This window comes from Shewanella hafniensis, assembly GCF_019655335.1.
Taxonomy (GTDB): Bacteria; Pseudomonadota; Gammaproteobacteria; order Enterobacterales; family Shewanellaceae; genus Shewanella; species Shewanella hafniensis.
The window spans coordinates 92,393-117,570 of the sequence record NZ_BPFD01000001.1 but is presented as its reverse complement, the minus strand read 5'-3'; the positions used below and the strand labels follow the sequence as shown (position 1 = coordinate 117,570).

24 protein-coding genes are annotated in these 25,178 nt (G+C 45.1%); 19 read left to right on the top strand and 5 right to left on the bottom strand.

Translation table 11 applies throughout. From position 1 onward, the window contains the following. Nucleotides 1–356: 356 nt before the first annotated feature. Nucleotides 357–1,625, bottom strand: coding sequence for a translesion error-prone DNA polymerase V subunit UmuC (gene umuC / locus K5Q99_RS00520; RefSeq protein ID WP_106651339.1), 1,269 nt, complete (start codon nucleotides 1,623–1,625; stop codon nucleotides 357–359). Nucleotides 1,626–1,632: 7 nt separating this feature from the next. Further along, the gene (gene umuD, locus K5Q99_RS00515; protein ID WP_106651338.1) at nucleotides 1,633–2,082 is read right to left on the bottom strand and encodes a translesion error-prone DNA polymerase V autoproteolytic subunit; all 450 of its coding nucleotides are present in this window, start codon (nucleotides 2,080–2,082) and stop codon (nucleotides 1,633–1,635) included. A 640-nt stretch (nucleotides 2,083–2,722) separates the two neighbouring features. On the opposite strand from umuD, the gene K5Q99_RS00510 reads away from it, so the two are divergent. The 13 genes from K5Q99_RS00510 (at nucleotide 2,723) to K5Q99_RS00450 (ending at nucleotide 19,069) form a co-directional block, all read left to right on the top strand. Then, entirely contained in the window at nucleotides 2,723–3,631 is a 909-nt protein-coding gene (locus tag K5Q99_RS00510) for a 3'-5' exonuclease (RefSeq protein ID WP_220775719.1), read from the top strand. Between the two features lie 73 nt (nucleotides 3,632–3,704). Next, nucleotides 3,705–4,004, top strand: coding sequence for a hypothetical protein (locus tag K5Q99_RS00505; RefSeq protein WP_106651336.1), 300 nt, complete (start codon nucleotides 3,705–3,707; stop codon nucleotides 4,002–4,004). A gap of 318 nt (nucleotides 4,005–4,322) precedes the next feature. Further along, complete coding sequence (locus tag K5Q99_RS00500) at nucleotides 4,323–5,270, top strand: WYL domain-containing protein (protein WP_220775718.1); 948 nt, start codon at nucleotides 4,323–4,325, stop codon at nucleotides 5,268–5,270. Nucleotides 5,271–5,278: 8 nt separating this feature from the next. Further along, nucleotides 5,279–7,357 carry an HsdM family class I SAM-dependent methyltransferase gene (locus K5Q99_RS00495; RefSeq protein ID WP_220775717.1) on the top strand — a complete coding sequence of 693 codons (2,079 nt, stop codon included), beginning with the start codon at nucleotides 5,279–5,281 and terminating at the stop codon, nucleotides 7,355–7,357. Beyond that, entirely contained in the window at nucleotides 7,354–8,700 is a 1,347-nt protein-coding gene (locus K5Q99_RS00490) for a restriction endonuclease subunit S (protein ID WP_220775716.1), read from the top strand. Before K5Q99_RS00495 ends, K5Q99_RS00490 begins: the two co-directional genes overlap by 4 nt. Then, nucleotides 8,697–11,927, top strand: a complete 3,231-nt coding sequence (locus K5Q99_RS00485) for a DEAD/DEAH box helicase family protein (protein WP_220775715.1) — start codon at nucleotides 8,697–8,699, stop codon at nucleotides 11,925–11,927. The genes K5Q99_RS00490 and K5Q99_RS00485 overlap by 4 nt, the downstream gene beginning before the upstream one ends. A gap of 108 nt (nucleotides 11,928–12,035) precedes the next feature. After that, nucleotides 12,036–12,890: a restriction endonuclease gene (locus tag K5Q99_RS00480; RefSeq protein WP_220775714.1), complete on the top strand. Its 855-nt coding sequence runs from the start codon at nucleotides 12,036–12,038 to the stop codon at nucleotides 12,888–12,890. Nucleotides 12,891–12,983: 93 nt separating this feature from the next. Then, nucleotides 12,984–13,265: an ECs_2282 family putative zinc-binding protein gene (locus K5Q99_RS22375; RefSeq protein ID WP_025611290.1), complete on the top strand. Its 282-nt coding sequence runs from the start codon at nucleotides 12,984–12,986 to the stop codon at nucleotides 13,263–13,265. Then, a complete protein-coding gene (locus K5Q99_RS00470) occupies nucleotides 13,265–13,738 on the top strand; it encodes a hypothetical protein (RefSeq protein WP_025611291.1) in 474 nt (157 codons plus the stop codon). Before K5Q99_RS22375 ends, K5Q99_RS00470 begins: the two co-directional genes overlap by 1 nt. Nucleotides 13,739–13,857: 119 nt before the next feature. Further along, a complete protein-coding gene (gene mobH / locus K5Q99_RS00465; protein WP_220775713.1) occupies nucleotides 13,858–16,008 on the top strand; it encodes a MobH family relaxase in 2,151 nt (716 codons plus the stop codon). A gap of 48 nt (nucleotides 16,009–16,056) precedes the next feature. Then, nucleotides 16,057–17,877 (top strand): conjugative transfer system coupling protein TraD, encoded by a 1,821-nt coding sequence (gene traD / locus K5Q99_RS00460; RefSeq protein ID WP_106651328.1) that lies wholly within the window; start codon nucleotides 16,057–16,059, stop codon nucleotides 17,875–17,877. Nucleotides 17,878–17,886: 9 nt separating this feature from the next. Continuing rightward, on the top strand, nucleotides 17,887–18,447 hold the full coding sequence (locus K5Q99_RS00455; RefSeq protein ID WP_220775712.1) for a conjugative transfer protein: 561 nt from the start codon (nucleotides 17,887–17,889) through the stop codon (nucleotides 18,445–18,447). Further along, nucleotides 18,434–19,069, top strand: coding sequence for an IncC plasmid conjugative DNA transfer DtrJ family protein (locus K5Q99_RS00450; RefSeq protein ID WP_220775711.1), 636 nt, complete (start codon nucleotides 18,434–18,436; stop codon nucleotides 19,067–19,069). Before K5Q99_RS00455 ends, K5Q99_RS00450 begins: the two co-directional genes overlap by 14 nt. Before the next feature lie 26 nt (nucleotides 19,070–19,095). Here K5Q99_RS00450 and K5Q99_RS00445 read toward each other — a convergent pair whose 3' ends face one another. After that, complete coding sequence (locus K5Q99_RS00445) at nucleotides 19,096–19,683, bottom strand: hypothetical protein (protein ID WP_023266690.1); 588 nt, start codon at nucleotides 19,681–19,683, stop codon at nucleotides 19,096–19,098. Nucleotides 19,684–19,971: 288 nt separating this feature from the next. Between K5Q99_RS00445 and traL the strand changes: the two genes are divergently transcribed. The 6 genes from traL to traA all read left to right on the top strand — a co-directional run bounded on the left by traL (nucleotide 19,972) and on the right by traA (nucleotide 24,078). Then, nucleotides 19,972–20,253, top strand: coding sequence for a type IV conjugative transfer system protein TraL (gene traL / locus K5Q99_RS00440; RefSeq protein WP_000433891.1), 282 nt, complete (start codon nucleotides 19,972–19,974; stop codon nucleotides 20,251–20,253). Continuing rightward, nucleotides 20,250–20,876, top strand: a complete 627-nt coding sequence (locus tag K5Q99_RS00435) for a TraE/TraK family type IV conjugative transfer system protein (protein ID WP_023266689.1) — start codon at nucleotides 20,250–20,252, stop codon at nucleotides 20,874–20,876. Before traL ends, K5Q99_RS00435 begins: the two co-directional genes overlap by 4 nt. After that, on the top strand, nucleotides 20,860–21,756 hold the full coding sequence (locus K5Q99_RS00430) for a TraK domain-containing protein (RefSeq protein ID WP_106651876.1): 897 nt from the start codon (nucleotides 20,860–20,862) through the stop codon (nucleotides 21,754–21,756). Before K5Q99_RS00435 ends, K5Q99_RS00430 begins: the two co-directional genes overlap by 17 nt. Before the next feature lie 2 nt (nucleotides 21,757–21,758). Then, a complete protein-coding gene (locus tag K5Q99_RS00425; protein ID WP_008844783.1) occupies nucleotides 21,759–23,048 on the top strand; it encodes a TraB/VirB10 family protein in 1,290 nt (429 codons plus the stop codon). Nucleotides 23,049–23,122: 74 nt separating this feature from the next. Then, nucleotides 23,123–23,695, top strand: a complete 573-nt coding sequence (traV, locus tag K5Q99_RS00420; protein WP_148039504.1) for a type IV conjugative transfer system lipoprotein TraV — start codon at nucleotides 23,123–23,125, stop codon at nucleotides 23,693–23,695. Beyond that, nucleotides 23,692–24,078, top strand: coding sequence for a TraA family conjugative transfer protein (gene traA / locus K5Q99_RS00415; RefSeq protein WP_000180225.1), 387 nt, complete (start codon nucleotides 23,692–23,694; stop codon nucleotides 24,076–24,078). The genes traV and traA overlap by 4 nt, the downstream gene beginning before the upstream one ends. A gap of 40 nt (nucleotides 24,079–24,118) precedes the next feature. Here traA and K5Q99_RS00410 read toward each other — a convergent pair whose 3' ends face one another. Next, nucleotides 24,119–24,625 (bottom strand): GNAT family N-acetyltransferase, encoded by a 507-nt coding sequence (locus tag K5Q99_RS00410; protein ID WP_001963894.1) that lies wholly within the window; start codon nucleotides 24,623–24,625, stop codon nucleotides 24,119–24,121. Continuing rightward, entirely contained in the window at nucleotides 24,616–24,882 is a 267-nt protein-coding gene (locus tag K5Q99_RS00405; RefSeq protein WP_001963895.1) for a type II toxin-antitoxin system TacA family antitoxin, read from the bottom strand. Before K5Q99_RS00405 ends, K5Q99_RS00410 begins: the two co-directional genes overlap by 10 nt. Nucleotides 24,883–25,178: the final 296 nt, after the last annotated feature.

Genomic DNA, 25,178 nt, shown 5'->3' with positions numbered 1-25,178 from the left:
TTAAGCTTGAGACAAATCTTGAATCGTCACATTGTGTAGAACTTCAGCTTTTTCTGGGTATCCGTGTTCAAAAGCTATCATGGAGATCTCTCAGTCCAGAACCCTTTTCAGTAGTAAAATCGAGTTTTTGATCATTTTTTCTTTTATGAATAGTCAATGTATTGCGCTTGAAGTCGGCGTCCTGTTCATTCAATACACAGTTCTACACTGCATTGGACCCGGCATAAGAAATAGGTTCTAAGATGGTTAGCTTTCTCTGGCCATGGAGAAAGAAGAATTCTTCAGTGACATTCGACGGCAGGTTGATAAGCTCAACATGCTACGTCGCAGAGTGAATGCCTATTGAATCACCGGGCCTACTTCACTCGCGGTAACTGGTCCCAGCGTGTTGTATAAGCGGGAGACAAATGCTCTCGCTTCATCGACCAATCTTTCTTGAGTCCTTGTCCAGCAAAGAAAACCTTTCCGGCACCACTTTGGTTAATGGTGTCCAATACAGACATTAACTGTTGGCTATTGGAGCGGGTCGATACGTCATCGAATAGTCCTGGTTGAAACATGCCTGGATCGTAAAAGTCAGACAGCATGACGCCCGCTTTGGCATAACGAAAACCATCCTTCCATATCCGCTTGAGTAAGTGACGGGCCAGCTCGATAAAATCCCTCGTATCACAACTGGGTATCAACAACTCGCCCGATGCGGAGTTGCTGTATTGCGGCTCGTTGTCCTTAAAGGGGCTGGTTCGTATGAACACGGTCAGCACTTTGGCTTGCTGCTGTTCTTTGCGTAGCTTCTCAGTGGCACGGGTTGCGTATTCACATACGGCCTCACGTAACAATTCAAATTGCGTTACTTTTGCGCCAAATGAACGGCTACAGACGATTTGTTTTTTAGTTGGCGGGATATCTTCAAGTTCAATGCACGACTCACCATTGAGCTCTCTGACGGTTCTTTCTAAAACCACCGAGAACTGGTCTCTGATGGCTCTAGGGGAGGCATTGGCTAGGTCTAAGGCTGTGGTAATACCCAACGCATTTAATCGCTTAGAAAGCCGTTTACCAACGCCCCAAACATCATCAACCGGGACTAATGTGAGCAATCGACGTTGCCGATCTGGATTGGTTAGATCTACAACCCCTTGAGTGGCCGGATATTTCTTGGCGGCATGGTTAGCCAGCTTGGCGAGTGTTTTTGTCGGTGCAATGCCTACACAGACGGTGATCCCAATCCAGTGACCTATCCGCTCTCGCACTTGTTGTCCGAACTCGACAAGGGATAGGGCAGACTCAATACCGGTTAAGTCCAAAAACGCTTCGTCAATGGAGTAAACCTCTACTCGTGGTGCCATCTCTTCCAAAGTGCGCATCACTCGACTGCTCAAATCTGCGTACAGCGCGTAATTGGACGAGAATGCCAAAATACCATGACGCTGCATTTCAGCTTTGATTTGAAAGACGGGTACGCCCATTTTAATACCGAGTAACTTAGCTTCACGCGACCGTGCAACCACGCAGCCGTCATTATTGGACAGCACCACAACCGGCGTATCTTTTAAATCAGGACGAAACAGCTTCTCACAACTGGCGTAAAAGTTGTTGCAGTCCACCAAGGCAAATACTGGCATGGGATAGTCACGACTTGCGGCGCATGTTTCGCACCACATTGGTGACCACACCAAATATCTCTAACTCTGTCCCTTCAGGAATATGAATGGGCTCATACGCCGGGTTTCTTGGGATCAGCTTGACGCAAGGCCTGAGTTGAAGCTCCTTTACCGTGAGTTCTCCATGGATTCCCGCGATGACAATGTCACCGTGTTCGGCTTGGACAGAGCGATCAACCACCAGAATATCATCTGGGTGAATCCCGGCATCAATCATTGAATCACCTTCAACACGTACAAAGAACGTTGCAGCCGGTCGCTTGATGCACAGCTCGTTGAGGTCGAGCGTTTGCTCAACATAATCCTGCGCTGGTGAGGGAAAACCAGCAGAAACACGTTCCATAAACAATGGAATACGAAGGCGCTTGGCTTTGATGAAGGCAAGTGCGCCGCTACGGCCTATCAGCGAGACACTCATGACGAACCTCGAAAAATTACAACTGATACTGTTTGTTTATACAGTATCTAATGCTATGCTGATTTCTACAAGTAAAATTGTAGGTAAAACTGTAGTTGTTCGAGTAAGACGCTGTGTTGTCGGTGATTTATTTTTTGTGTTGAAAAACTAGATGTGGGGGATCGCTCGCCCTCGTCAAAGCCTACAAGGCTTGGACAATACTGCTTCTGCCTACTGATCTTGTTTCTGTTACTGATCCTGTTACTGCTACTGGTTAACGCATGGGTCAAGTAACCGTCAGACAAGGCTTGATGAACCCTTTGCAAAGGGTTTAAAAACAGTTAGTAAAATTCTGCTTCGTATTGAATTTACTTGCTTAAAGCGAAGTCAGGAGCATCATTAAAATGCTCAGTCGAACTCAGTTCAAGCCTTTTGCAACCGTTTGAAAAGGGGTTGGCTAAGCCATACGTAAAGGGTATCGGTAAGGGTTACCTAAACGGTTTAGCTAAGGCTTTCTGAAAGGCTTAGTCAAAGCCTTCATACATGGGTTCACCCAGTAGAAAGATTAAAAAAACGCTGAGGTATCCAAGGTGCATTTTGTACAACCTGTGGCACAGTGAAATAACCCAAAGCGAACAATAGAATTGAAGAGGAACCATCAATGACAAGAGCCCCTGCGCCATTTCCGCTAGAGCGCCTCGCGGATATCCCAGAAAGACCAGAAGATTTTAGATTGCTGGAGCGTATTCCATTAACGCGTGAGCCGCAGTCCTGGCCACTTGAACTTTCTCCTATGGTCGGTGATGAACAGCCAATGGTGCTGCTCGATACAGAGACAACCGGACTGTCTGCCGATGATGAGTCCATTATTGAGCTTGGTATGGTTAAGGTGCTTTACAGCCCATCAGCTAAGCGGATTGTGTCGATTGTTGATGTGATCAGCTTGTATGAAGATCCCGGCAAGCCAATCCCCGAGCTGATTACCGAGTTAACCGGCATCACCGATGAGATGGTGCAAGGCCAGCACATTGATGATGCAATGGTTGCGAGTTGGTTATCCGATGATCCGCTGGTGGTTGCGCACAATGCACAGTTTGATCGTCCTTTCTTTGAAAAGCGGTTTGCCGCATTAGGCCATCTATCTTGGGCCTGTTCAGCTAGCGGCATAGATTGGAAAGCACTGGGCTTTGAAAGTCGAAAGCTTGAGTACCTGCTGCTTCGCTTAGGTTGGTTCTATGAAGGACACCGAGCTGCAACCGATTGTTTGGCGATGGCCTGGTTGTTTCATTTGTTGCCCGAGTCCGTTGCAAACTTGTTGTCTGAAGCAGACAGGCGAACTGTGTTAGTTCGTGCGTTTGGTGCGCCGTTTGACGTAAAGGACTATTTAAAAGAACGTGGTTACCGTTGGCATGACGGCGTTAAAGGTGCCAACAAACATTGGTGGCGCGAAATCAGCGAAGACGAGTTGCCGCAGGAACAAACTTACTTGGATGATTTGTATCATCGTGGCTCAGAACATGCCCACTATGACTACAAAGATGCCCGCAATCGATTTAAAGCTTTGTCATAGCCCCTTGCATATTTGAAAACCTCTGGAAAATGGAAAGTGAACTCATGGTTTAACCAACAAGAGGAATCTTTCCATGTACCAAGACACCTACATTGAATACTGGGGCGAAATCTTCGTCTCTGCCCGCATCATTGAATTTGGCATCACGTTCGAGCGCTTTCTTAAAGATCCATGGAAGCATTTGATGTCCTGTGGCCAAGAGTCTGCCCCAGACGCAATTGCTGAAGGGATGCTGCCATTGCTACCAGCCCAGGCAGAAGTTGCTAGGCGCATTCGGGAAAGTGAGCAACGAGCCCTGATGTCCACAGACTCGGAAAAAGAAAAGTCTCAAAGCAGTAACATCGTGGTGTCACTGGTTCGGGTAGCGCATTGATCATGACTATCAGCAATGCCATAAAACAATGTCTTTACGCCCACATCTGAGCGGCAAATGCAATCCAGATCAAAAAGTTGCCGCTTAGTCTTCCCTACAAAATAATTTGTGATAGGATGATACCTAATAAAATTAATTAGGTTGAAGCCTATTCAGTGTTTTATGGCCATCTGTCCAGCTTCAACCAGTAGAGATTGTTAAGTCATTGCGGATGAAGAGCAGCATTGAGTGATGCTTTTCAATGTGATTACGCGATATCGGTCCTTACTTTATAAACAGAATTTTTAAGAAACTGGTTGAATTGGATAAACAAGACGCATGACAAATGATGGTCTGAAACAAACGGTAGTGGCGAAGCCAGATAGGCTTTCGCAGATAGCGCAGTTGCCACAAGCAACCAGGGATCGCATTGCCCACATCGATTTCACCTTATTGTTTAAGGGCGAAGCGGTGCGAGCGGATTTAGTCGATCGCTTCAGCATAGCCGCTGCACAAGCAACGAAAGACTTCACCATGTACCGAGAGCTTGCGCCAGGCAACATTGAGTATGACCAAAAGCTCAAGTTGCATAAGCGCGGTGAAGCATTTGAGCCCTTGTTCGACTATGACGTTGTGAGAACATTGGCAACTATTAGCCAAGGTTACGGAGATGGCTTCACTGGCAAGGTAAAACCACCACTGGCGTGTGAAGCGCCTTATCACCTTAACAAACCGAATCTATCGATAGTGGCGAAAGTCACCGAAGCCATACACAAAGGCAAAGCCTTGCGTATCACCTATGTATCGTTATCGAGTGGTGAAACAACCCGTGAAATCGTGCCGCATACGCTGGTGGACAATGGCCTGCGTTGGCATGTTCGTGGTTTTGACCGCAAGCATGCTGAGTTCCGTGACTTTGTGCTGACCCGAATTAAAGCAGCGGTTGTGCTTGAAGATTCCACTTTGTCGCCTTCTGTTATCAAAGAAAGTGAGCTCGAAACCCAAGACCGGCAATGGAATCGCTTTGTAGAGCTTGAGTTAGTGCCGCATCCACGCATAGAGCACAGCGAAGCGATAGAGCTGGATTATGGCATGACGGGTGGCGTTCTAAAGGTTGAGATTAGAGCTGCAACCGCTGGGTATTTGCTTCGGCTTTGGAATGTTGATTGCTCTAAAGAGGCTCTGCTAAAAACACCCGAATTCCATTTATGGCTAAAAAATTATCAAACTTTATACGGTGTCGGTAACCTTGCGATTGCGCCTGGTTTCGATAGCGTCACAGCATAGGGAAGAACATGAATATTTTACAATACGAATCAAAAATTTGGGCAACTGCTGACCTTCTACGTGGTAGTGGTATTAAAGAATCAGAATGGCCTTCGTTCATGATGCCTTTCTTTGCTCTTGTGATGATTGAAAGCCGGCTTATACGGATGTTTGATGAACTAAAGGCAGAAATAGGCGAAGAAGCATTTAAAGAGATTCAACAAGAAGATCTCTATGATCTCATCAAAGATAAAGGCCAAGGCTACAACATCTTCATTTTTGAGAAAAACCAATCGTTATCCGATATTTGTAAAAACGACAAATCTTTTGATATCGACTTCGATGCCTACCTTCATGGCTTTGATGGTGAAACGAAAGACCTGCTTGGCGTAGATGCCGTTGAAGGCGAAAAGTTTCTCGATATACGAGGTGTAATAGCCAAACTCAAAGCAAAAAAGGTATTGCTTGGCTATACCAAACTTTGGGCTGAAATTGACCTCAAGCCTTTTAATAACTCTGAGATCACCACACTAGAAGAGCATATCAAACGTAAATGGGCTGACATCTCAGCAGAAACCGCCGGGGAGCAGTACACCCCTGATGATGTAATTGCACTCATCAGTGATATTGTCGCTTCGAAAATAGAAGAATCCGACAAGCTGCTAAAAATCTATGACTGTACCTGCGGTGGCGGCAACATGCTATTTGGTGTTGAAGACCGCATAAACAAAAAGTTTAAGCGTCTAACTCAAACATATGGGCAAGATTGGAACGACGCGCTTTATGCACTAGCAAAGATCGAAAGTCGTTTTCGCCCTGATTCAAAAATCGAACACGGTAACACTTTGGTTGACGATAAATTCGACAACGAAGAGTTTGACGTGGTCATTGCTAATCCACCTTATGGTGTAAGTTGGTCTGGCTACGCCAAAGACATTCAAAACGACAAAACAGAACGTTTCAAATTCCTACCGTCCATCTCTGATGGTCAGTTGCTCTTTATGCAACATTTAATCTCGAAATTGGATGCTAATGGTGTGGGTGTTGTTGTTCATAATGGTTCTACATTATTTAGTGGCGATGCTGGTTCGGCTGAAAGTAACATCCGAAAGTGGATGTTGGAGAGCAAACTAGTCGAGGCCGTTATTCAGCTTCCAACAGATGAGTTTTTCAACACCGGTATTCACACCTACCTTTGGGTGCTAAACAAAAATAGAGATCCAAAATCTGAAGATAAAGTATTGCTGATTAATGCCAGTGAAAAGTGGACAGAACTCAAGAAAAGTAAAGGTTCGAAGAAGCGCGAAGTAGCCGAAGAGCAAAGAGCAGAGATAGTACAAGCACTGCTTGAATATCAAGATAATGAATTTACCAAGGTCTTTGAAAAGGAACACTTCTACTTCAACAAACAAGCGATCATGCTAACCAATGTAGATCAAAACGGGTTAAGTTTTGAATCGCAGCTGCCAATGAAAGAAGATAAAAAAACTGGCGAAATGAAGAGAGCTGCCTCCAAGCCGCTAGCGGTTACGTCTTTAACTGACGGAGAGAGAGAGCTTACAGAATTTTCTATTACAGAATATAGTAGAGAATCTTATAGTTCTTTATTCGAGTATTTTGAACAAGATATCAAACCATTTGTTTCAGGCCTTAATTATAAAGAACAGCCGCTTAAAGTTACGACCAATTCAAGCACCTACTATTACAATGACGAGCAAGAAACCCTAATCAAAGAAGATCGTAAAACAGGGACTACTCAAGCATTAGGCTGTGGGAAGATTGACATTAAGGCTGTACTCAAGAAAGCCACAAAAAAACTACCGGAACGAATTGAAATTACTGTTGAGTTGACTCCGGATTATCAAAAAGACTACGAAGTTATTCCATTTAATAAAGATTCTGTGCTTAATCAGCAAGCTATTGAAGCCTTTATGGCGAAATACATCAGTAAACCGTTTGAATATCTTGAAAATGTTGTGGGTGTAGAAATTAACTTTAACAAAATTTTCTACAAGCCAGAGGCTCAACACAGTGTTGAAGATGTTTTAAAAGAAATCGCAGCACTGGAGGAAGAGTTAAAACAACTGGATGAGGCTATCGCACTATGAAGCTACATTCAGAAACCTATGATTCGTATAAAAACGCCGAAGGCGAATGGTCTGTCACAATCCCTAGTGAGTGGCAAGAAAAGCGCGTAAAAGATCTTTTTAGGTTAGTAACCGACGCTGCACCAGCAAACAATGATTACGAACTACTTTCTTTATATACAGGAATAGGCGTAAAGCCACGCAAAGACTTGGAAGCCAGAGGTAACAAAGCCAGCTCGACCGATGGATATTGGATTGTCAGAAAGAACGATATTGTCGTGAACAAGCTTTTGGCATGGATGGGGGCCGTGGGTTTGTCTGAATATGAAGGTGTTACCAGTCCTGCCTATGATGTTTTGAGACAGGTAAAACCAGAGGTTGACCCAAGGTACTTTGCTTATCTATTCAGGACTGAAACGGCAAAAAAAATATTTCGCAAGAACTCGCGTGGAATTATGGATATGAGGTTGCGTCTTTATTTCGATAAATTAGGCGCATTAACAGTGCCATACCCTTCATCGACCGAACAAAAAAATATCGCAGACTATATCGATAACAAAGTAACACTAATTGATAAGAAAATTAATACCCTAAGCAAGAAGGTCATTCTATATAAAAAATTGAGAGCAACGAATATTGATGAGATTGCTTTTTCTGGGTTGGTAAAAGATACACCATTAAAACCTAGTGATGATGACGCTATTGGGAAAATTCCTAGTCACTGGAAGGTGCTTCGACTAAAAGAAGTTGCAAATATACAGAACAGTAATGTAGACAAAAAGTCCCATGATCATGAAAAGACAGTAAAGCTATGCAACTATGTGGATGTATACAAAAATGATTTCATAAATTCGTCTTTAGAATTTATGCAAGCAACTGCTAATGATAGTGAAATAGCTAAGTTTCAGATATTAAAAGGGGATGTTTTAATTACAAAAGACTCGGAGACTTGTGAGGATATTGCTGTACCTGCTTTGGCTGCAGAAACTCTGGAAGGTGTATTGTGTGGTTATCATCTAGCACAAATCAGATGCAATAATAAAATTATTTTGGGTGAATACCTTTTTAGATTATTTCAGAGCCAACGATTTGGTAAACGATTCACTGTTTTTGCCAAGGGGATTACGCGAGTTGGGCTTGGCCAATCTGCAATAGCAGATGCTCTAACACCTATCCCACCATTAGAAGAGCAACTGGAAATTATCAATAAGATTAGATGTTCTACTGAATTAACCGACAAGGCTATTGGGAATTTATCAAGGCAAATTGAAAAATTAAAAGAGCTTCGCATAGCAGTAGTTAATGATGCTATTACAGGGAAGATTCGATTAAAAAATACTACAAAAAGAGGAAGCGCAGCATGAATGAACTGCACCTGCAAGATAAGTTTTTGCTCCCTTTTTTCTGCAATGACCTTGGTTACAATGAAGTCAAAGCCAACACCGTAACAAACTCTTTGATAATTGAAGAAGACCTAGAATTTTTTATCAGCGAAACTGATCTCAATAAAAAGGCTTATGATACGCTGCTAAAAAAGTATAAGGGTGACAAAAACCTATTACTTAAAGAGCTTATTGAGCTGATTCAAGAGCGTATTGGCAGTAGCCGTAATATGGCTTTGTTTATTAATGCAAATAAGTCGATTACCCTGCAAGGCGTAAAGCTGCACCTGTTCTACCCAAGTGATAGTGTCATTCACGGCAACAAGTTATTTGAGCAGAATATATTTTCTGTTATACAGGAGCTGCCTTATAAGTTTAAGTTTCAGGGCGAGCAGATATTCTCATTCCGCCCTGATATCGTGCTTTTTGTAAATGGTATCTATCTGGGTTATAGCGAACTGAAAAGTAACTATACCAGCCAAAACGCTAGTAAAAACGGGCGCGGCAAGGTAATAAAAGACTACTTTGAAGCGGTTAAAGCCTATCACCAACATATCGATAGTAATGATATGTTGAGTGAAAATGAAAAGCTTGCGTTGCGCAAAGACTTTTTAAAGATATTCGAAAAGGCTATACATATCACCACAACAGATATTGGTGAAACCTATGTTATTCGCACCATTGCAGACTATTTCGATGAAATACTCACAACTTGTCGTGAAGGCAAGTTTGACAGAGAAGAGATAGAAAAAAAGGCGCATAGCGTATTTAAGCTATATCCTCTACTTAAACCTGATGCTGATAAAAAGTCCAAGCTAAAAGAGTTATTCAATGCTCTTTATAGTAAGTTCATGGTTGAGAAAGAAATCCTATACTACAACTTTATTGAACGCGACGTGCACGTCAAAAAAGGCATTAAAGAGGTTAAGAATGAGCCGGGATTCTTAATTTCGCCGAGGCCAAAACAGAAGTTTGGTACAGATAAAATCATGGCTAAGATTGATGAATTTTTAGACCATGAGCAAGACCCCTATTATTTTGACAGTCTCCTTGAGAAGCAGCTAGTTGGTGTTAGTGAGGCTAAAAAAGCTGAGCTCCTTCAAAAGCGTAAAGCCTATTCGAATAACAAAAACGTTTATTCGTTATTAATGCAATATGCAGCAGGCTTTGGTAAGTCAAATATTATCGGTTGGTCGGCACTACAACTAAAAGACCTTCGCCGTCCAGATGAAAATGGCAATATGCAGTACGTGTACGACAAGGTCATGATAGTCGTTGACCGATTGCAGCTGCGTAGCCAGATAGATTCACTAATGCTTAACATGAACATTGATAAGCGTTTGGTGGTTGAAGCTACGAACAAGAAAACCTTCCAAAATGCTTTAGCCTCTGACAGCCGAATTGTGATTGTTAACTTACAGAAGTTTGGCGCAGTTAAAGAGATGATGGATGCGAGTGTTTTAGCAAAGCTTGCCAAAATGCGTATTGTTTTTCTCATCGATGAGATTCATCGCTCTAATAGTGGTGATCAACATGAAGAGATGGTTAGTATTTTTGATGAGCTCCAAAGCCCTTTTGATGGCGAAGCCTATGCTGGAAAGGCGACGAAGAAGAACTTAATTGTCGGTTTCACCGCTACACCGGATGATCACACGCTGGCACGCTTTGGTGAATTTAGCGGCTATGCAGAAAGCGAAAAGTTGTGGCGGCCATTTGATAGCTTCACCATGAAAGAAGCGATAGAAGATGGCTTCATCCTCAACCCGCTTAAAAACATTGTCCCTGTGGCATCTAAAATGCTATTTGATTTACCTTCAAATCCACTCGAAGGTTTCACAGAGAAGGAGTTTAAAGATGCTCAGAAAAAGCAGGTGTATGAGAACCGAGAACGTATTGACGCAATATCCAAGTATGTTGCCGATCTTCTGGTAAAAGATGTTTACCGTCAAATACGTGGTACAGGTAAAGCCATGCTTGCCGTGTATTCCATTAAATCGGCCATCGCTTACAAGGAAGCCGTCACTAAATATTTTAACGAGTTGGTTAAGCTTCCTAAATATGAGAAGTATGCAGAGGCTCCAATTCATATTGTTTATTCGAGCAATCAGGACGAGCAAAGTGCTACGGGCTTGAATGAAGGCCTATCTGAAGAAAAAGTATTGGAGAACTTTGCCTTAAAGAAAAATGGCTTAATCATCGTTGTCGCCAAGCTTCAGACAGGGTTTGACGAGAAAAAACTGCATACATTGTTTTTGGATAAAGAAATTCGTGGTATTAGCGCCATACAAACGATTTCACGTGTTAACAGAACAGCCAAGTATAAAAACGACTGTAAAATTGTTGATTTCTCTTATAACAATGTAAATGTACAGAACATCAAAGATGCGTTTGAGCATTTCTCAGATGTTGTTGTCAGCGACTTTGATCCTTTCGGAGATAAAAAGGTTCTCGATATTCTCCTTAGTGAGCTCAACAAGTCTGACACCTATGATAAATTCTTCAATGTGTTTATGGGGATTTATAGGGACCCTGTCAAACGAGATCAGCCTGAATCCTATCTTGATTTTGAAAGCAGTCTTAAAAAATACATTGAAGCGAACCCTCAGCGCACAGCAGATACCAAGGCTAAAGCAGCACAATATTTTACGATATTAAATCGCATTGAATTTGTAATAGCCTTGGATGCCAAGTATAGCGAACCAAGCTTTCTGTTTTTTTGGCGTAAATTCAACACCCTATATAACATGCTTCATCGAAGCGATGACGTCAAAGACCCTATTGAAGTGTATTTTGACAGCCAAATAGGCATGGTTGAAGTAATTGCAGAAGAACCTAAAAAGAAGAAAAAGAAACCAACAGAAGTCGCAACCGGAGCACCTCCTGGGCCTGGTGGGCAATATGACATTTTAGCAATTATTGCTGCACGCAACGATCAGGAAGAGAAAATCGGCTCACTCATTCTGGAGTTCGAATCAAAAATTTCTGACTTCTTCAGCTATGTAAACAGCTCTACTGAAGGTGAGCGATTAATCGTTAAGATTAAGTCGCATGTTTCAGAAAATGAAATCTATGATGATTTTTCAAAAATTTACCGTAAGTATCGTGCGCTCTATCGTTCCAAAGTCGGTGACTATTTCTTTAAAGAGACTGAAGATTTAGTTGATAAACTTTGTGATGATTTTGAGCTGATGCTCAGAGAGCAAGACTAATTTATGACTTCAATTAGTTGAGCTTGCCAATATCAAATTTGGTGATTGGGCGACTATAAAAAGGACAGTGCTCTTTTTCTAGCATATAAACTACTAAGGAGATAATAAGTGGTCACATTTGATCAATTAATGATACCTCTACTAAAGGCGCTTATGAACCTTGGGGGCTCAGGCAGTATCGACGAGATATACGAAGAAGTTGTCGAGCTTGAGAAGTTTGATGAGGGTACTTTGGCTGTTCTGCACAACCCCGAAAAAAGTAGCCAAACTGAAGTTGGGTATCGATTAGCTTGGGCTAGAACCTACCTGAAGAAAGCTGGATACCTTGAAAATTCATCTCGTGGCGTGTGGGCACTTACAGATAAAGCCAGACAGGAACCGGCAATTGATAGCAGAGAAATTGTCAACTTTGTTAGGGCTCTGGACCGCCAGCCTGAACAGACTAATGCTACGTCATCTACTCCAGAACTGTCGTCCGATGACTCCCCAGAAGAGGCTATGCTTTGGCGTGAAAAACTGCATCATGTGCTAATTGAAGAAATGAGCCCGGATGCGTTTGAGCGACTAACACAGAGGTTATTGAGAGAATCAGGTTTTATCCATGTTGAAGTGACTGGCCGCACGGGTGATGGTGGTATCGATGGCAAAGGAATTGCCCGAATCAACGGTTTGATGAGCTTTCATATCGCTTTTCAGTGTAAAAAGTACAAAGGTTCCGTTGGGGCTCCCGAGATCCGTGATTTTAGGGGCGCAACCGTTGGTAGAGCTGATCGTGGGATGTTTATCACTACAGGTAGCTTTACAAAAGCTGCCATTGAAGAAGCCAACCGTGATGGCGTTGCTCCGATTGACTTGGTCGATGGTGATCAGTTAGCCGATAAACTTAAGGAACTTAGTTTAGGCGTTAAAACAGAGTTGGTTGAAAAAGTAACAGTTGATCCTAGCTGGTTTTTAGGCCTTTAACTGTTAATAAGCACCAAGAGAACTCCAAAATACATTTTCAAGTTCTTGAATATATGCGATTAAATACGGCCACTAACATAACGGGAAGTTAGAATGAATCCTGAAAAATACAATAGAAGTATAAGCTTGCTTTGCCCGACTTGTGGCTGTTCAGACTTTTCATACGAAGACGGTTGCGATGAAACAATACAAGTAATGACTTGTGCATCTTGTGACCGAGAGTTCAATAAAGATGAGCTTATTCAAGAGAATAGCGAAAATATTGATGAGCACCTTTCTGAAATCAAGGAAGAAGTTTTAAAAGACGTTCAAGACGAACTACGTAAATCTTTGAAAAAGGCTTTTTCTGGTAGCAAGAATATAAGGATTAGGTAATGCCGGTAACTATTGATGTAGGTGATGTGATAGCTGGATTAGCTTTCCTTTTATCTAGCTACGCAACATGGCAAACGGTCAGCTTTAATAAGAGGCAGAAGTCACTTGTCGAAAGCCAGGAAAAGCTAAACACCATTCTCTTGGAAAAAGAAAATGAAGATGCTCTGAAAGGAAAGCAAGCTGACCTTGGTGCATCAATTATAAAACTTGGCAGCAGTAAGTATCGGCTTAAGGTTTGGAATAAAGGTTCTGCTACTGCAAGAAACGTCAGAATTGAGTTCCCCGAAGGTAACGATTTAGTTATTGAATCAGAAGTGACTGACAAATTTCCAATGGAAAGCCTCGAAAAGTATCAAGCCGTTGAGCTAATAGCCGCTGTTCATATGCAAACGAAACGAAAGCATGTTGTTCGGCTAGTTTGGGAAGATGATGCCCAGTCTTACAATGAAAAGCTGTCTTACCCCACACTGTAATGTAACTGTCGGTTTTTTCACTAGAACGAAAACAACTACAGATAAATGCATATTTCTTTCGGCTATCTAACATCTTCAGTTGCTAAAGAACCTTCACACTATCGTGTCGGAGGTTCACTATGTTCAAAAACCTATTTTTTCAAACCAAAGCACTACCAGAGCTGTCATCTCAACTCGATGCAGAAATCCCACGCTACCCGCCATTCTTGAAGGGGTTGCCAGCAGCGTCACCTGAAGATTTGCAGTCCACACAAGACGAGCTAATTGCCAAACTGCGCCAGGTACTTGGCTTCAACCAGCGTGATTTTCAACGTCTGATTCAGCCCTGCATTGATCATCTGGCTGCTTATGTCCACTTACTGCCAGCTTCTGAGTATCATCATCACAGTGGCGCAGGTGGTTTATTACGTCATTCGTTGGAAGTTGCTTTCTGGGCAGCACAAGCAGCGGAAGGGATCATCTTTGTTGCCAGTGGCACACCGGTTGAGAAAAAAGAGCTAGAGCCAAGGTGGCGTGTTGCGGCGGCATTAGGCGGTTTGTTCCATGATATTGGTAAGCCCGTTTCAGACTTGTCCATCACTGACGAAGATGGACGCTATCAGTGGAACCCTTTTTTAGAAACCTTATCCCAGTGGACCACAAATAACAGCATTGAACGTTATTTCATTCGCTGGCGCGACGGACGGTGCAAACGGCACGAGCAATTCTCAATTCTGGTTTTAAACCGGGTGATGACGCCTGAGTTGCTCGCCTGGTTAACACAACCTGGCCCTGAAATTTTGCAAGCCATGCTGGAAGCAATTGGCAATACCGATCCAGAGCATGTCCTGTCTAAACTGGTCATTGAAGCTGACCAAACCAGTGTACAGCGAGACCTGAAAGCTCAACGAATTTCCGTTGACGACAATGCCCTTGGTGTCCCAGTCGAACGCTATCTACTTGATGCCATGAGGCGATTACTTGCCAGTTCCCAATGGTTAGTCAATCAGCGAGACGCAAGAGTCTGGGTACGAAAATCAAATCAATCAACCAATCTTTACCTGGTCTGGAAAAGCGCGGCTAAGGACATCATTGAGCTATTGGCCAAAGACAAGATACCTGGCATCCCAAGAGATCCCGATACCCTTGCAGACATCCTCATTGAGCGAGGATTGGCCATTAAATCCGCCTCAAATGAGCGATATGAAAGCCTTGCCCCTGAAGTACTGATCAAAGACGAAAAGCCAATCTGGTTACCCATGCTGCATATATCTGAGGCCGATTTATTGTTCAGCTCGAATTTACCAAGTAGCGTGAGACTGTTTAGCAAATCTGAGTGGGAAGCAACACAGCAAACACAAGCAGAGCCGCAGAGTCGCTCCAGTGAGCATTCAGACTTGCCTGAAGCGTCATCATCAATCGAACTCAGTAATTCGGCTGAGTCGCCATCGTCAAAATCGTCCGAACAAGATGATGGACTCAGTCGTGCAAGCGACGTTAATAACCCCCAGGCAACTGAAAATGCTCCAGGTGATGAATGTGAAAAGCCTAACAATTCATATGATGGCGCTATCTCAAATAACGTAAACCAGCACGATGAAGAAGCATTGAATCTGCCTGAGTTTTTGGCGTGGGTCCCAGAGGCCAGCAGTGCGTTGGTTATGGTTGGTGAACAGATACTGATCCGCTATCCCGATGCCGTAAGGCCTTGGTGCGCTCCCCGAAAACTGCTTGCTGAACTCAGTCGATTAGATTGGCTTGAACTAGATCCAGCAAACCCGACACGTAAGGCCAGAACTGCGACTACGAATGATGGCGTTCAGGAGCAAGGGTTACTGCTGAAAGTATCGATTTCTAAAGGGCTTACTGCACTGATTGACCTTCCCAAACAAGACGCAGAACCGGCGGCAGCAATTCAGAACGAAGAGGTTTCACCGCGACCGAGTCGAACTGAGACAACCAATGCCCAAGCAAAAGAGCCCGCCAAAAGAGCGGAGCGTAAGCAAAAGCCGATTGCGCCCAATGCGAACTCAATTACAGACCCCAAACACGAACAGCGGCAAAAGATGGTTAATTTTGTGAAAGATTTGCCCATCTTACTGACCGATGGCGATTACCCAGACGTGGATCATAGTGCCGATGGTATTCGCGTCACGATTCAAACCTTACGCCAAGTCGCCAATCAGCATGGCATTCCAGCCGGACAGCTGCTGCGGGGGATCTCGGCCAGTGACCAATGCCAGTTTGATGAGGGGGAAACGGTTCTGTTTACCGCTCACGCTAAACGTTAATCCATTTGAAGTTAAGCGGATTGTAAACGGTTATTTTGCGGAGCATGAATGAAAGAAAACGCATATGAGATGCCCTGGCGCACGAACTATGAAGCCATGGCAGCAGCAGGTTGGCTGGTTGGTGCAACTGGGGCAATTGCCGCAGAAATGCTGACTGAGCTACCACCTGAGCCATTTTGGTGGATGACAGGGATTTCCTCGGGCATGGCGTTGTATCGCCTGCCTGAGGCCTACCGTCTTCATAAGTTACAGAAGGGACTAAAAGGCAAACCTTTGGCTTTTATGGAGCTGTCGCATTTACAAAAGGTGATGGCAAAACATCCTGATGAATTGTGGTTGGGGTATGGCTTTGAGTGGGACCAGCGTCATGCTCAACGCGCTTATGAAATTCTAAAGCGGGATAAGCAAACCTTGCTTAACCAAGGTCACGGCAAACAAATGGGTTCGACCTGGATTCATGGTGTCGAGCCCAAAGAAGAAGATGTGTACCAGCCAGTTGGTCACACCGAGGGGCATACCTTAATTGTCGGCACGACCGGTGCCGGAAAAACCCGATGCTTTGATGCGATGATCACCCAGGCCATTTTGCGTAATGAAGCCGTGATTATTATTGACCCTAAGGGAGACAAGGAACTTAAGGATAATGCGCAGCGAGCCTGTATTGCCGCCGGTAGTCCTGAGCGCTTTGTGTATTTTCATCCGGGTTTTCCGGAGCATTCAGTACGTCTTAATCCCCTGAGAAACTTTAACCGGGGCACTGAAATTGCTAGCCGAATTGCGGCCTTAATCCCATCCGAAACCGGTGCTGATCCATTTAAAGCCTTTGGCCAAATGGCACTGAATAACATCGTGCAAGGTTTGTTGCTTACTTCACAGCGTCCTGATCTGAAAACACTGAGACGATTCTTGGAAGGTGGCCCAGAAGGCTTGGTAGTAAAAGCCGTCACAGCCTGGGGGGAGCAGGTGTATCCGAACTTTAGTGTGGAGATTAAACGCTTTACTGAAAAGGCCAATACCTTGGCTAAACAAGCCATGGCGATGCTGCTTTTTTACTACGAACGAATTCAGCCCGTTGCCGCCAATACTGATTTAGAGGGGCTATTGAGTATGTTTGAGCATGACAGAACCCACTATTCCAAGATGGTGGCTTCACTGATGCCGGTGCTCAATATGCTCACATCAAGTGAACTTGGTCCACTGTTATCACCGATTGCAAACGACGTGGATGACAGCCGGTTAATTACGGATTCTGGCCGTATTATCAACAATGCCCAAGTGGCCTATATCGGGTTGGATTCATTGACCGACGCCATGGTTGGCAGCGCCATTGGTTCGTTGCTTTTATCCGATCTCACCGCCGTGGCCGGTGACCGCTATAACTATGGTGTTGAAAATCGTCCCGTAAATATCTTCATCGATGAGGCGGCTGAAGTCGTCAACGATCCCTTCATTCAACTGCTCAACAAAGGCCGTGGCGCAAAAATGCGTTGTGTGATTGCTACTCAGACCTTTGCTGATTTTTCAGCTCGTACAGGCAGCGAAGCTAAGGCCCGTCAGGTGTTAGGTAACATCAACAACCTGATAGCTCTTCGGGTGATGGACGCCGAAACGCAGCAGTACATTACCGACAATCTGCCTAAGACTCGGTTGCAGTACATCATGCAAACTCAAGGTATGTCGTCCAACTCGGACAGCCCCGCGTTGTTTACCGGCAATCATGGCGAACGCTTGATGGAGGAAGAAGGCGATATGTTTCCACCGCAGTTATTAGGCCAGCTTCCCAACCTGGAGTACATCGCCAAGCTTTCAGGTGGCCGCGTGATCAAAGGCCGCATTCCTATTTTAACCAGCTCTACACAGGCAGCTTAAGGAGTCTGTATGCATCATTCTGTTTGTCTGAAAATGACAACACTTACCAGTAAAGAAATGCTCGCTCAGTGGCAGCAACATAACCCTCAGTTCAAGGAAGCTTTAAGACTGCTTGAAACCGACTGGCCTCATGCTTTGGCTTCAGTACACTGTTTGGCGGACTATTTAACGGATGCGCTCACGTTAGATGGCCATTCCATCTTTGATTTGTGTCTGTGCAATGGCTTGGGTAGTTATGAAGAAGTCAGTTGTGATGATGACAGTGTACGCCTTTGGCATTTCATTGAGGCGCTGACCTGGACTGCCGCCAGTGCTTTAACGGGGATTCGCCTGCGTGATCCTGATCATTTCGAGTGGGCCGCCGTGGATGGTGTGTATTTCTACTCCTGGATTCGTAATCGTCCAAATCGGATGGCGTATTTGGCTGAAGGACGTATTGATGTGCGTTATGTCAGTGGCCATACGACGACAAAGCGGCTTAAACAAGTGATTAAAGCCCGGATTATGACGCCAACCGTTGCAGCCATGCTGGCGCGAGTAGAAGAGGAAGTTTGGCATGAGCAAGCATAAGTCGGTTTGGCTACTGTGTCTGGCACTGATGCTGGAGATTATTGCTATTGGCGTGTTAGTGCCCGGTGATTGGACTGGCCGGGTCATTAGTAAAGAAAAGCAGATGATCCAAAATCAATTGGGCGCTCAAACAAGCTATTGGATTGGTCAAACTAGCCATGGCTGGTATCAATCATGGGTTGTGGATACGCAGATGGAGCAATCTGTGCGTGATTTTCTAATCCCCACTGAAGAGCAGCGACTTCGTTCTAAAGGGATGGAGAACATGGGAGGCTTTTGGTTTGTGTGGGTAGAAGACCGCATTCAGGCATTTTTTGATGTGTTGTGCCAAGTGTTCACGCGATTTGCGTTGCTGATGGTCTGGTTGCCCTTTGCGCTTATTCTCATGTTACCGGCGCTGTGGGACGGCTTGATGACCTGGAAGATTAAGAAGACAACCTTTGATTTTTCGAGCCCTATCATTCACCGCTACAGCATGATTATCCTGGGCTCAGGTGTCATTTTGCTGTTTATGGGATTGTTCGCCCCGCTGGCTATTCCTCCTGTAGTGCTACCGTCGCTGATCATCGGTTTAGCATTAATGGCGGGGTTGGCGTTAAGTCACTTGCAGAAGAAGATATGAGGCCAGTTAGGCCTCATCTTGTAGAGCTAAAACCTTACGCCAACGGTATTGCCATTCTCGTCTTCCGCTGGCAAATGATAAGTATCAATAAGATGACCTTGAAGCCAAATATATTGCGGCATCCAAAACGAGTACTGTCGTATAAGAGCCAATACTTCTTTCAGCGGTTTGTTTGCATGAGGCTCGGCAAGGCGAAAGTACATGAATGAGCAATCATCTCGAAAGTACTCCTGAAGCTCTGAATCTGATAGCGTTTCTTTTAGCGGCCTGTTTTGTTCGTCGTCCTCATCATGGGAGTTGGCATAAATTTCAAATAGCTGCTTTTCAGTGAGCATCTCCAAGAAATGGTCTTCAATTAAAACCCCATCACTGGTATCGACATCCATACCATCTTTGACATCAAAAGCCATGACACATCCAGAAGATAACGCCACCTCTGATGGCTTCAGTACGTCATTGGCTTGTACAACCTGATGCCAATGATTAAAGCCAACAGAGATTGCAATTTCATCGAGTGCTTGAGTGTGTGTAATGGATTTTTCACGTTTAAGCTTTCGTGCTTTTTGCTTTAAACGTTCAACCGTGTCAGAGGAAATGATTTTAGTAATTTGCATTGAGTTTCTCCTATTAGCGAATACGGTGCCCACTGCCGAGGTCGCAGAAAAAACCTAAGCAAAAAATAAATTTGATTTGCATGTCGTCCCGTCCGGGTTTGCTAAAGTGGGCAGCTGGTCTCGACACGACCAATATCCTCATCATATCAACCGCATCAAAAAGATCAATTGTTAGTATTGTCTGAATAGAACCCTCAAAACATTCAAGAATTCGGCATCTAGCTGACCACTGAACCTGCCAATCCCAAGGCATTCTTCACTTCTCAATTCAAACAACGAGGAGTGACTATGGAACCTGTGAGTATTCCATCCTATATCGATGACCCGCCGCACTTCCTGCTTTGGAGTGCCGATGAGATGGCTCCCATTCTGTTGGGGCTAGTGATCGGCATTTTTACCGGTAATGCCTTGGTTTTATGCCTGTTGGGGTTGGTGACAACCAAGCTCTATCGGCGTTTTCGTGATGGTCGCCCTGATGGTTTTATTCTTCACGCCATCTACTGGGCTGGGCTGTTGCCAACCAAAGCCAAGACGATCCCTAACCCATTTATCAGGAGCTATCTGCCGTGAAGTTCGACGTGTTTTTAAAATCATGGCAAGGCACGCAATTAGAGAACCGATGGCAACGGTTTCTGATTGCAGTGCTGGTGCTATCTAACTTGCTGCTTGCGGTTGCGGCATTTTCTCGCAATACCGTGGTAGCCATTCAACCACCAACTTTGTCTGAAACGGCTGAAGTGTCACGAAACCAGGCCACTCAGCCTTACCTTGAATCCTGGGGACTCTACCTGGCTGAGCTTATGGGCAACGTGACGCCGGGTAATGTGTCTTTCATCCGAGTTGCTATCGAGCCGCTGCTTTCTCCAGCGGTGTACCAGCAAGTGGTCGATGCACTGGAGATTCAGGCAAGGCAAATCCGCGAAGACCGAGTCACGCTCAAATTCCAACCCAGACAAGTGGAGTATGAGTATGAAACCGGCCATGTCTTTGTGACCGGTTATTCCTTGGTCTCTGGGCCATCTGGAGATGAACAGCGCCAAACTCGCACCTATGAGTTTGACATCGATATTGAGCAATACCGTCCAAAGCTCAGTTGGATGGATACGTATGAGGGGCAAGCTAGAACGAAGGGAGTTCGTGAAAAGTTGACCCAAGAGCAAAACCGGAGGGTGAATGATGCGAACCAAAATTAGTCGATGGATAACACCAAGCTTAATCGCAATGAGCTTGAGTGGCGTCCTGTTATCTCAAGCGTCGTATGCAGACGTGGAATTGCCGATTGTGCCAGCCAGTGTGATGAAGCAGTCTGCTACTGCAAATCCACCGGTTCAAAGCAATTCGGTTGCAGCGGATACGCCAACAACGCTACTGATGACACCGGGGGTTAATGAACTGATCCCTGTAGCACTTGGTCATCTGAATCGAATTGTGACGCCGTTTGAATCGCCTCAGGTGAGAACAACCAGTGATGCTCAGACGCAAATCAAGGGGAATGTTGTATATGTGGCCACGGACAAAGAATCACCGGTTTCACTTTACATCACTCCGCCTGGTCTGGAAGCACCCGCGTTATCTGTCACCTTAGTACCTCGTCGTATTCCACCGCGTGAAATCACCTTAGCTATTGATGGTCAGCAGTGGCCTATTAAGGGCGTCGTGAACCGCAAAGCCGCCACTTGGGAAACAGCTCAACCTTACGTCGATAACCTACGTGACTTACTTAGACGCCTTGCACTAAATGAGTTACCACAAGGCTATGACATCCGTTTAGCTGGCCAAACTGACACAAGCCCGAAATGTTTTCAGCCGGGCTTAAAGTTTGGTTTTAAGCAGGGGCAAATTGTGTCGGGACATTACTTCACCGTATATGTAGGACTGGTTGAAAGCTTTGCCGATGAGCCGATAGAAGCCAGTGAATTAGCCTGCCATACACCAGATATAGTGGCAAGCGCCTACTGGCCTCGCAATATCTTGTTGCCGGGTGAAAAGACTGAGTTGTATGTGGTTGTTCGCAATCATCGTGAAGAAGCGGTGGAAAGTCAGCGACCTTCGCTTCTTGTAGGAGGTGAATAACGATGAAAGCACAATGGGAACAAATGAGCCCGAACATGAAGCGGGGTCTATCGGTTGGTGGTATTGCTGGCGGTCTCATTCTTATGGTTATGGTGTTTTCACCTAATCCTGACGATGGCGCAAGCAGTCGGAACCGGAAGGAAACGATCCGGCACATTCTTACGGATACCAATACTCGTGATGTTGGGGTCGATAGTTTGGCTGCGAACGTAAAACTACTCAGTGAGCGCAATGAACAGTTACGTCGTGAAGTTGAGCGCTTGCGTCGCGACGTCGATTCAGGACGGCTAAGCCCAGGTTCGCCTTCTATACCAAGTGAGGTCAATGCGGAGCTGGCCCGCCTTAGAGCGGAACTTGATGATGTTCGCGCAGGAGGTGATGCAGCAGTTGAAGGCAAAAATAGCCGTTTTGAAGTGCCTTTATCTGCCATGGAATTACCCAAAGACGAAAAGCCACTGCCGTCTAACCCAGACGACTATTTTGCCAATGCGCCGCTGCCTGATCCGCTCTATCAGCAGCCAGCCAATGGCCAAGGTACACGAGCACGAGATGTTCCATTGCCGCCAATCACGATTCGTATGATTGAGCCTGAAGTGGTTGCGGAACCAGAGGTTGTTGTGCAAGAAGCGCCGCCTTTGTATCTACCGGCGGGCAGCATCATCTCAGGTACTTTGATCACAGGTTTGGATGCCCCTACTCACGAGTCCGCAAGACGCGAGCCTTTTCCTGCATTGCTGAGGATTCAAAAGGAAGCCATTTTACCCAACCGATTTAGAGCGGATATCAAAGAGTGTTTCTTGATCGCCGCAGGTTACGGTGATTTGAGCTCTGAGCGTGCTTATTTGCGAGGCGAGACCATTTCATGTGTGAGAGAAGATGGTGGCGTCATTGAAACGCGACTGGATTCTTATGCCGTGGGTGAAGACGGCAAAGCCGGTATTCGTGGCCGATTAGTGTCGAAACAAGGCCAGCTGGTGGCCAAATCGATGATGGCCGGATTCCTTCAGGGCTTGGCAGGCGCATTTGATGTGAATCCTGTTCCGACGATTCAGACGGGTAATGCCGGTGATACTCAGCTGTACCAGCAAGTCATGAGCCAAGAAGCATTACAAGGTGCTGCGATTAAAGGCACCGGTAAAGCATTGGATCGAGTGGCCAAGTTCTATTTGGACATGGCTGAAAATATGTTCCCAGTCATAGAGGTAGACGCTGCCAGGAAAATTGAAGTCATAGTCACTCGTGGTGCCTCGTTGTCGTTGGCCACTTCGCAAGGGGGAGGTGCAAGAAGATGAAAAAATCCTGCATGTTGCTAACCGATCGAAGTCCGTTTCAGACAATAAGATGTGTATCCAGAGGAGAGTTAACCATGACGACATCAATGCAGAACAACCCAAAGCACCATTCAAAACAGTGGTCTAAAGCTGGATTACTTTTATTGGCAGTCGGCTCAACCTTATTGTCTGGCTGTAGTTCATTGGGTCTTGGGAGTAGTGAATATGGATGTCCAGGTATGCCTGACGGTGTGCGCTGTTTATCCGCTCGTGAAGTCTATGAGCTTACAAGTAATGGGGCTGCACCCAAGACGATTGATGCTGTGGCGACTCGAATTGGTTCTCCCTCTGGGTATTCACAATCTGATTTAGAGACAGGACTGCTGAGCCATCCAGCATTACCTGAGACGCAGCAATCTGCACCTCTTCGCATTCCTTCAAGAGTGATGCGAATTTGGATTGCGCCTTGGGAGGATGACCGTGGAGATCTGAATTTATCCAGCTACGTGTTTACCGAAATTGAACCGCGCCGGTGGGATATTGGGGTGTCAGCACCTCGAACGGTTTCGCCAGTGCTACGTCCACTTCAGACTCAAAGCGATTCAGCCTCAGCGGGAGCTGATGGTAAGCGCGATAACTTGAGTATCTACGGAGAAACTAACGAATGACAAATGCAGTTCGCACTATTCAAACTCAGCGCCTAATGACCATTGGTGCGCTTGGTTTGATGGCGTTAATGATTTCGGAGCCCTCATTTGCGGGCACCGGTGGTGATGCTTTCACTGATGTGTGGGATACCCTAAAAGATTGGACCCAAGGTACTTTGGGACGGATCGTAGCGGGAGCCATGGTACTGGTGGGTATTGTGGGCGGTATCGCTCGCCAAAGCTTGATGGCCTTTGCCTTGGGCATTGGTGGCGGTATGGGTCTCTACAATACGCCAACCGTCGTTGAAAGTGTTATGTCTGCAACTTTACCTGTCGTTGCCAGCACTCAAGAAGTCATTGGCACAACAGTTCCAGCAATCAGCGCCGTTTTACTGGGCACCTAATAATATTGACGGCTTCTCTTGTGCAAGGGGAGCCGTCATCTCAGTCTATCGACAATGATTTTTCGATATCGCAGATCCTTGCCATGAGTACTAAAGGATCAAACGTCGATTCTTTGAAGCCAAATTTCTTGTAGAACGTTTGCGCACTACCATCAATAGCATGGACTAAGATACCTGCGCCACCGACAGCGTTCATTGCTTGTACTGAGCGAATGATACAATCTTTTAAAAGACCTGCCGCAATGCCTTGACCTTGATAGGCGTTATCTACTCCAAGCCTGGCTAGAATCACCATGGGAATGGGATCTGGGCTATTTCTTCTTAATGAACTGAAAGCTTGCTCTCTGGAAACTGATCCCATGGCAATGGCATAGTACCCAGCCACTTGATGGGCGTCAGTGTCATTGACCACATACACTCTCGCGGTTCCCCGCTTTTGACTCTTTAACGCCTGTTTTCTTAACCAAGTATCGAGTTCTTCAATGCCACAGTGAAAGGCGTTAATCTCGTGCTCATCAGTGAGTAGGGTTGGTGCACTTATTCCCAAGGCGCTTTCCTTTTAAACAGATCTTTCATGCCTTCAAGAGTCTGTGGCTCAGCACGAAGTTCGTTATCAAACGCTTCAAAAGCTTTTGCTTCAAGAACAAAATCCCGCTGTTCGGCCAGTACGTTATGCGCTTCATTGAGCGCGGCTTGCTGAATGAATACGGTTCTATCAACTTTTTTTAAACTTGCTGCGGCATCGATAATGTCTCTTACCGATGGCAGTACTCGCATGTTGATTGGCGCTGTCTTTGTAGCCATGACACCATCCTCTGTATATCTATTTAATACACAGTTTAAATGACTTTTCCGTGTAGTCAATAGATATACGAATTATTGGGCGTGAAACTTTGAGAGTAGGTCAGTTTGATTTCGAGGGGATGTCACTCTTTCTGGTTTAAAACATTGCAAAAATTAACACCTAAGGTATGAAAAAAAGGAATCAGCTAAACCAGATGACTAGAGGGGAAGTCTGTAAGACTGGCAGATTGACTGCTCCCCTCCCTAAAGGACGGGGTTTCTCGCGGGATTTAGATGAAAGCTATACCTTTACAAAT

Bases quoted from the DNA above. Each gene is read 5' to 3' on its own strand.
- umuC (WP_106651339.1), bottom strand. From the start codon at position 1,625: ATGCCAGTATTTGCCTTGGTGGACTGCAACAACTTTTACGCCAGTTGT.
- umuD (WP_106651338.1), bottom strand. From the start codon at position 2,082: ATGAGTGTCTCGCTGATAGGCCGTAGCGGCGCACTTGCCTTCATCAAA.
- K5Q99_RS00510 (WP_220775719.1), top strand. From the start codon at position 2,723: ATGACAAGAGCCCCTGCGCCATTTCCGCTAGAGCGCCTCGCGGATATC.
- K5Q99_RS00505 (WP_106651336.1), top strand. From the start codon at position 3,705: ATGTACCAAGACACCTACATTGAATACTGGGGCGAAATCTTCGTCTCT.
- K5Q99_RS00500 (WP_220775718.1), top strand. From the start codon at position 4,323: ATGACAAATGATGGTCTGAAACAAACGGTAGTGGCGAAGCCAGATAGG.
- K5Q99_RS00495 (WP_220775717.1), top strand. From the start codon at position 5,279: ATGAATATTTTACAATACGAATCAAAAATTTGGGCAACTGCTGACCTT.
- K5Q99_RS00490 (WP_220775716.1), top strand. From the start codon at position 7,354: ATGAAGCTACATTCAGAAACCTATGATTCGTATAAAAACGCCGAAGGC.
- K5Q99_RS00485 (WP_220775715.1), top strand. From the start codon at position 8,697: ATGAATGAACTGCACCTGCAAGATAAGTTTTTGCTCCCTTTTTTCTGC.
- K5Q99_RS22375 (WP_025611290.1), top strand. From the start codon at position 12,984: ATGAATCCTGAAAAATACAATAGAAGTATAAGCTTGCTTTGCCCGACT.
- K5Q99_RS00470 (WP_025611291.1), top strand. From the start codon at position 13,265: ATGCCGGTAACTATTGATGTAGGTGATGTGATAGCTGGATTAGCTTTC.
- mobH (WP_220775713.1), top strand. From the start codon at position 13,858: ATGTTCAAAAACCTATTTTTTCAAACCAAAGCACTACCAGAGCTGTCA.
- traD (WP_106651328.1), top strand. From the start codon at position 16,057: ATGAAAGAAAACGCATATGAGATGCCCTGGCGCACGAACTATGAAGCC.
- K5Q99_RS00455 (WP_220775712.1), top strand. From the start codon at position 17,887: ATGCATCATTCTGTTTGTCTGAAAATGACAACACTTACCAGTAAAGAA.
- K5Q99_RS00450 (WP_220775711.1), top strand. From the start codon at position 18,434: ATGAGCAAGCATAAGTCGGTTTGGCTACTGTGTCTGGCACTGATGCTG.
- K5Q99_RS00445 (WP_023266690.1), bottom strand. From the start codon at position 19,683: ATGCAAATTACTAAAATCATTTCCTCTGACACGGTTGAACGTTTAAAG.
- traL (WP_000433891.1), top strand. From the start codon at position 19,972: ATGGAACCTGTGAGTATTCCATCCTATATCGATGACCCGCCGCACTTC.
- K5Q99_RS00430 (WP_106651876.1), top strand. From the start codon at position 20,860: ATGCGAACCAAAATTAGTCGATGGATAACACCAAGCTTAATCGCAATG.
- K5Q99_RS00425 (WP_008844783.1), top strand. From the start codon at position 21,759: ATGAAAGCACAATGGGAACAAATGAGCCCGAACATGAAGCGGGGTCTA.
- traV (WP_148039504.1), top strand. From the start codon at position 23,123: ATGACGACATCAATGCAGAACAACCCAAAGCACCATTCAAAACAGTGG.
- traA (WP_000180225.1), top strand. From the start codon at position 23,692: ATGACAAATGCAGTTCGCACTATTCAAACTCAGCGCCTAATGACCATT.
- K5Q99_RS00405 (WP_001963895.1), bottom strand. From the start codon at position 24,882: ATGGCTACAAAGACAGCGCCAATCAACATGCGAGTACTGCCATCGGTA.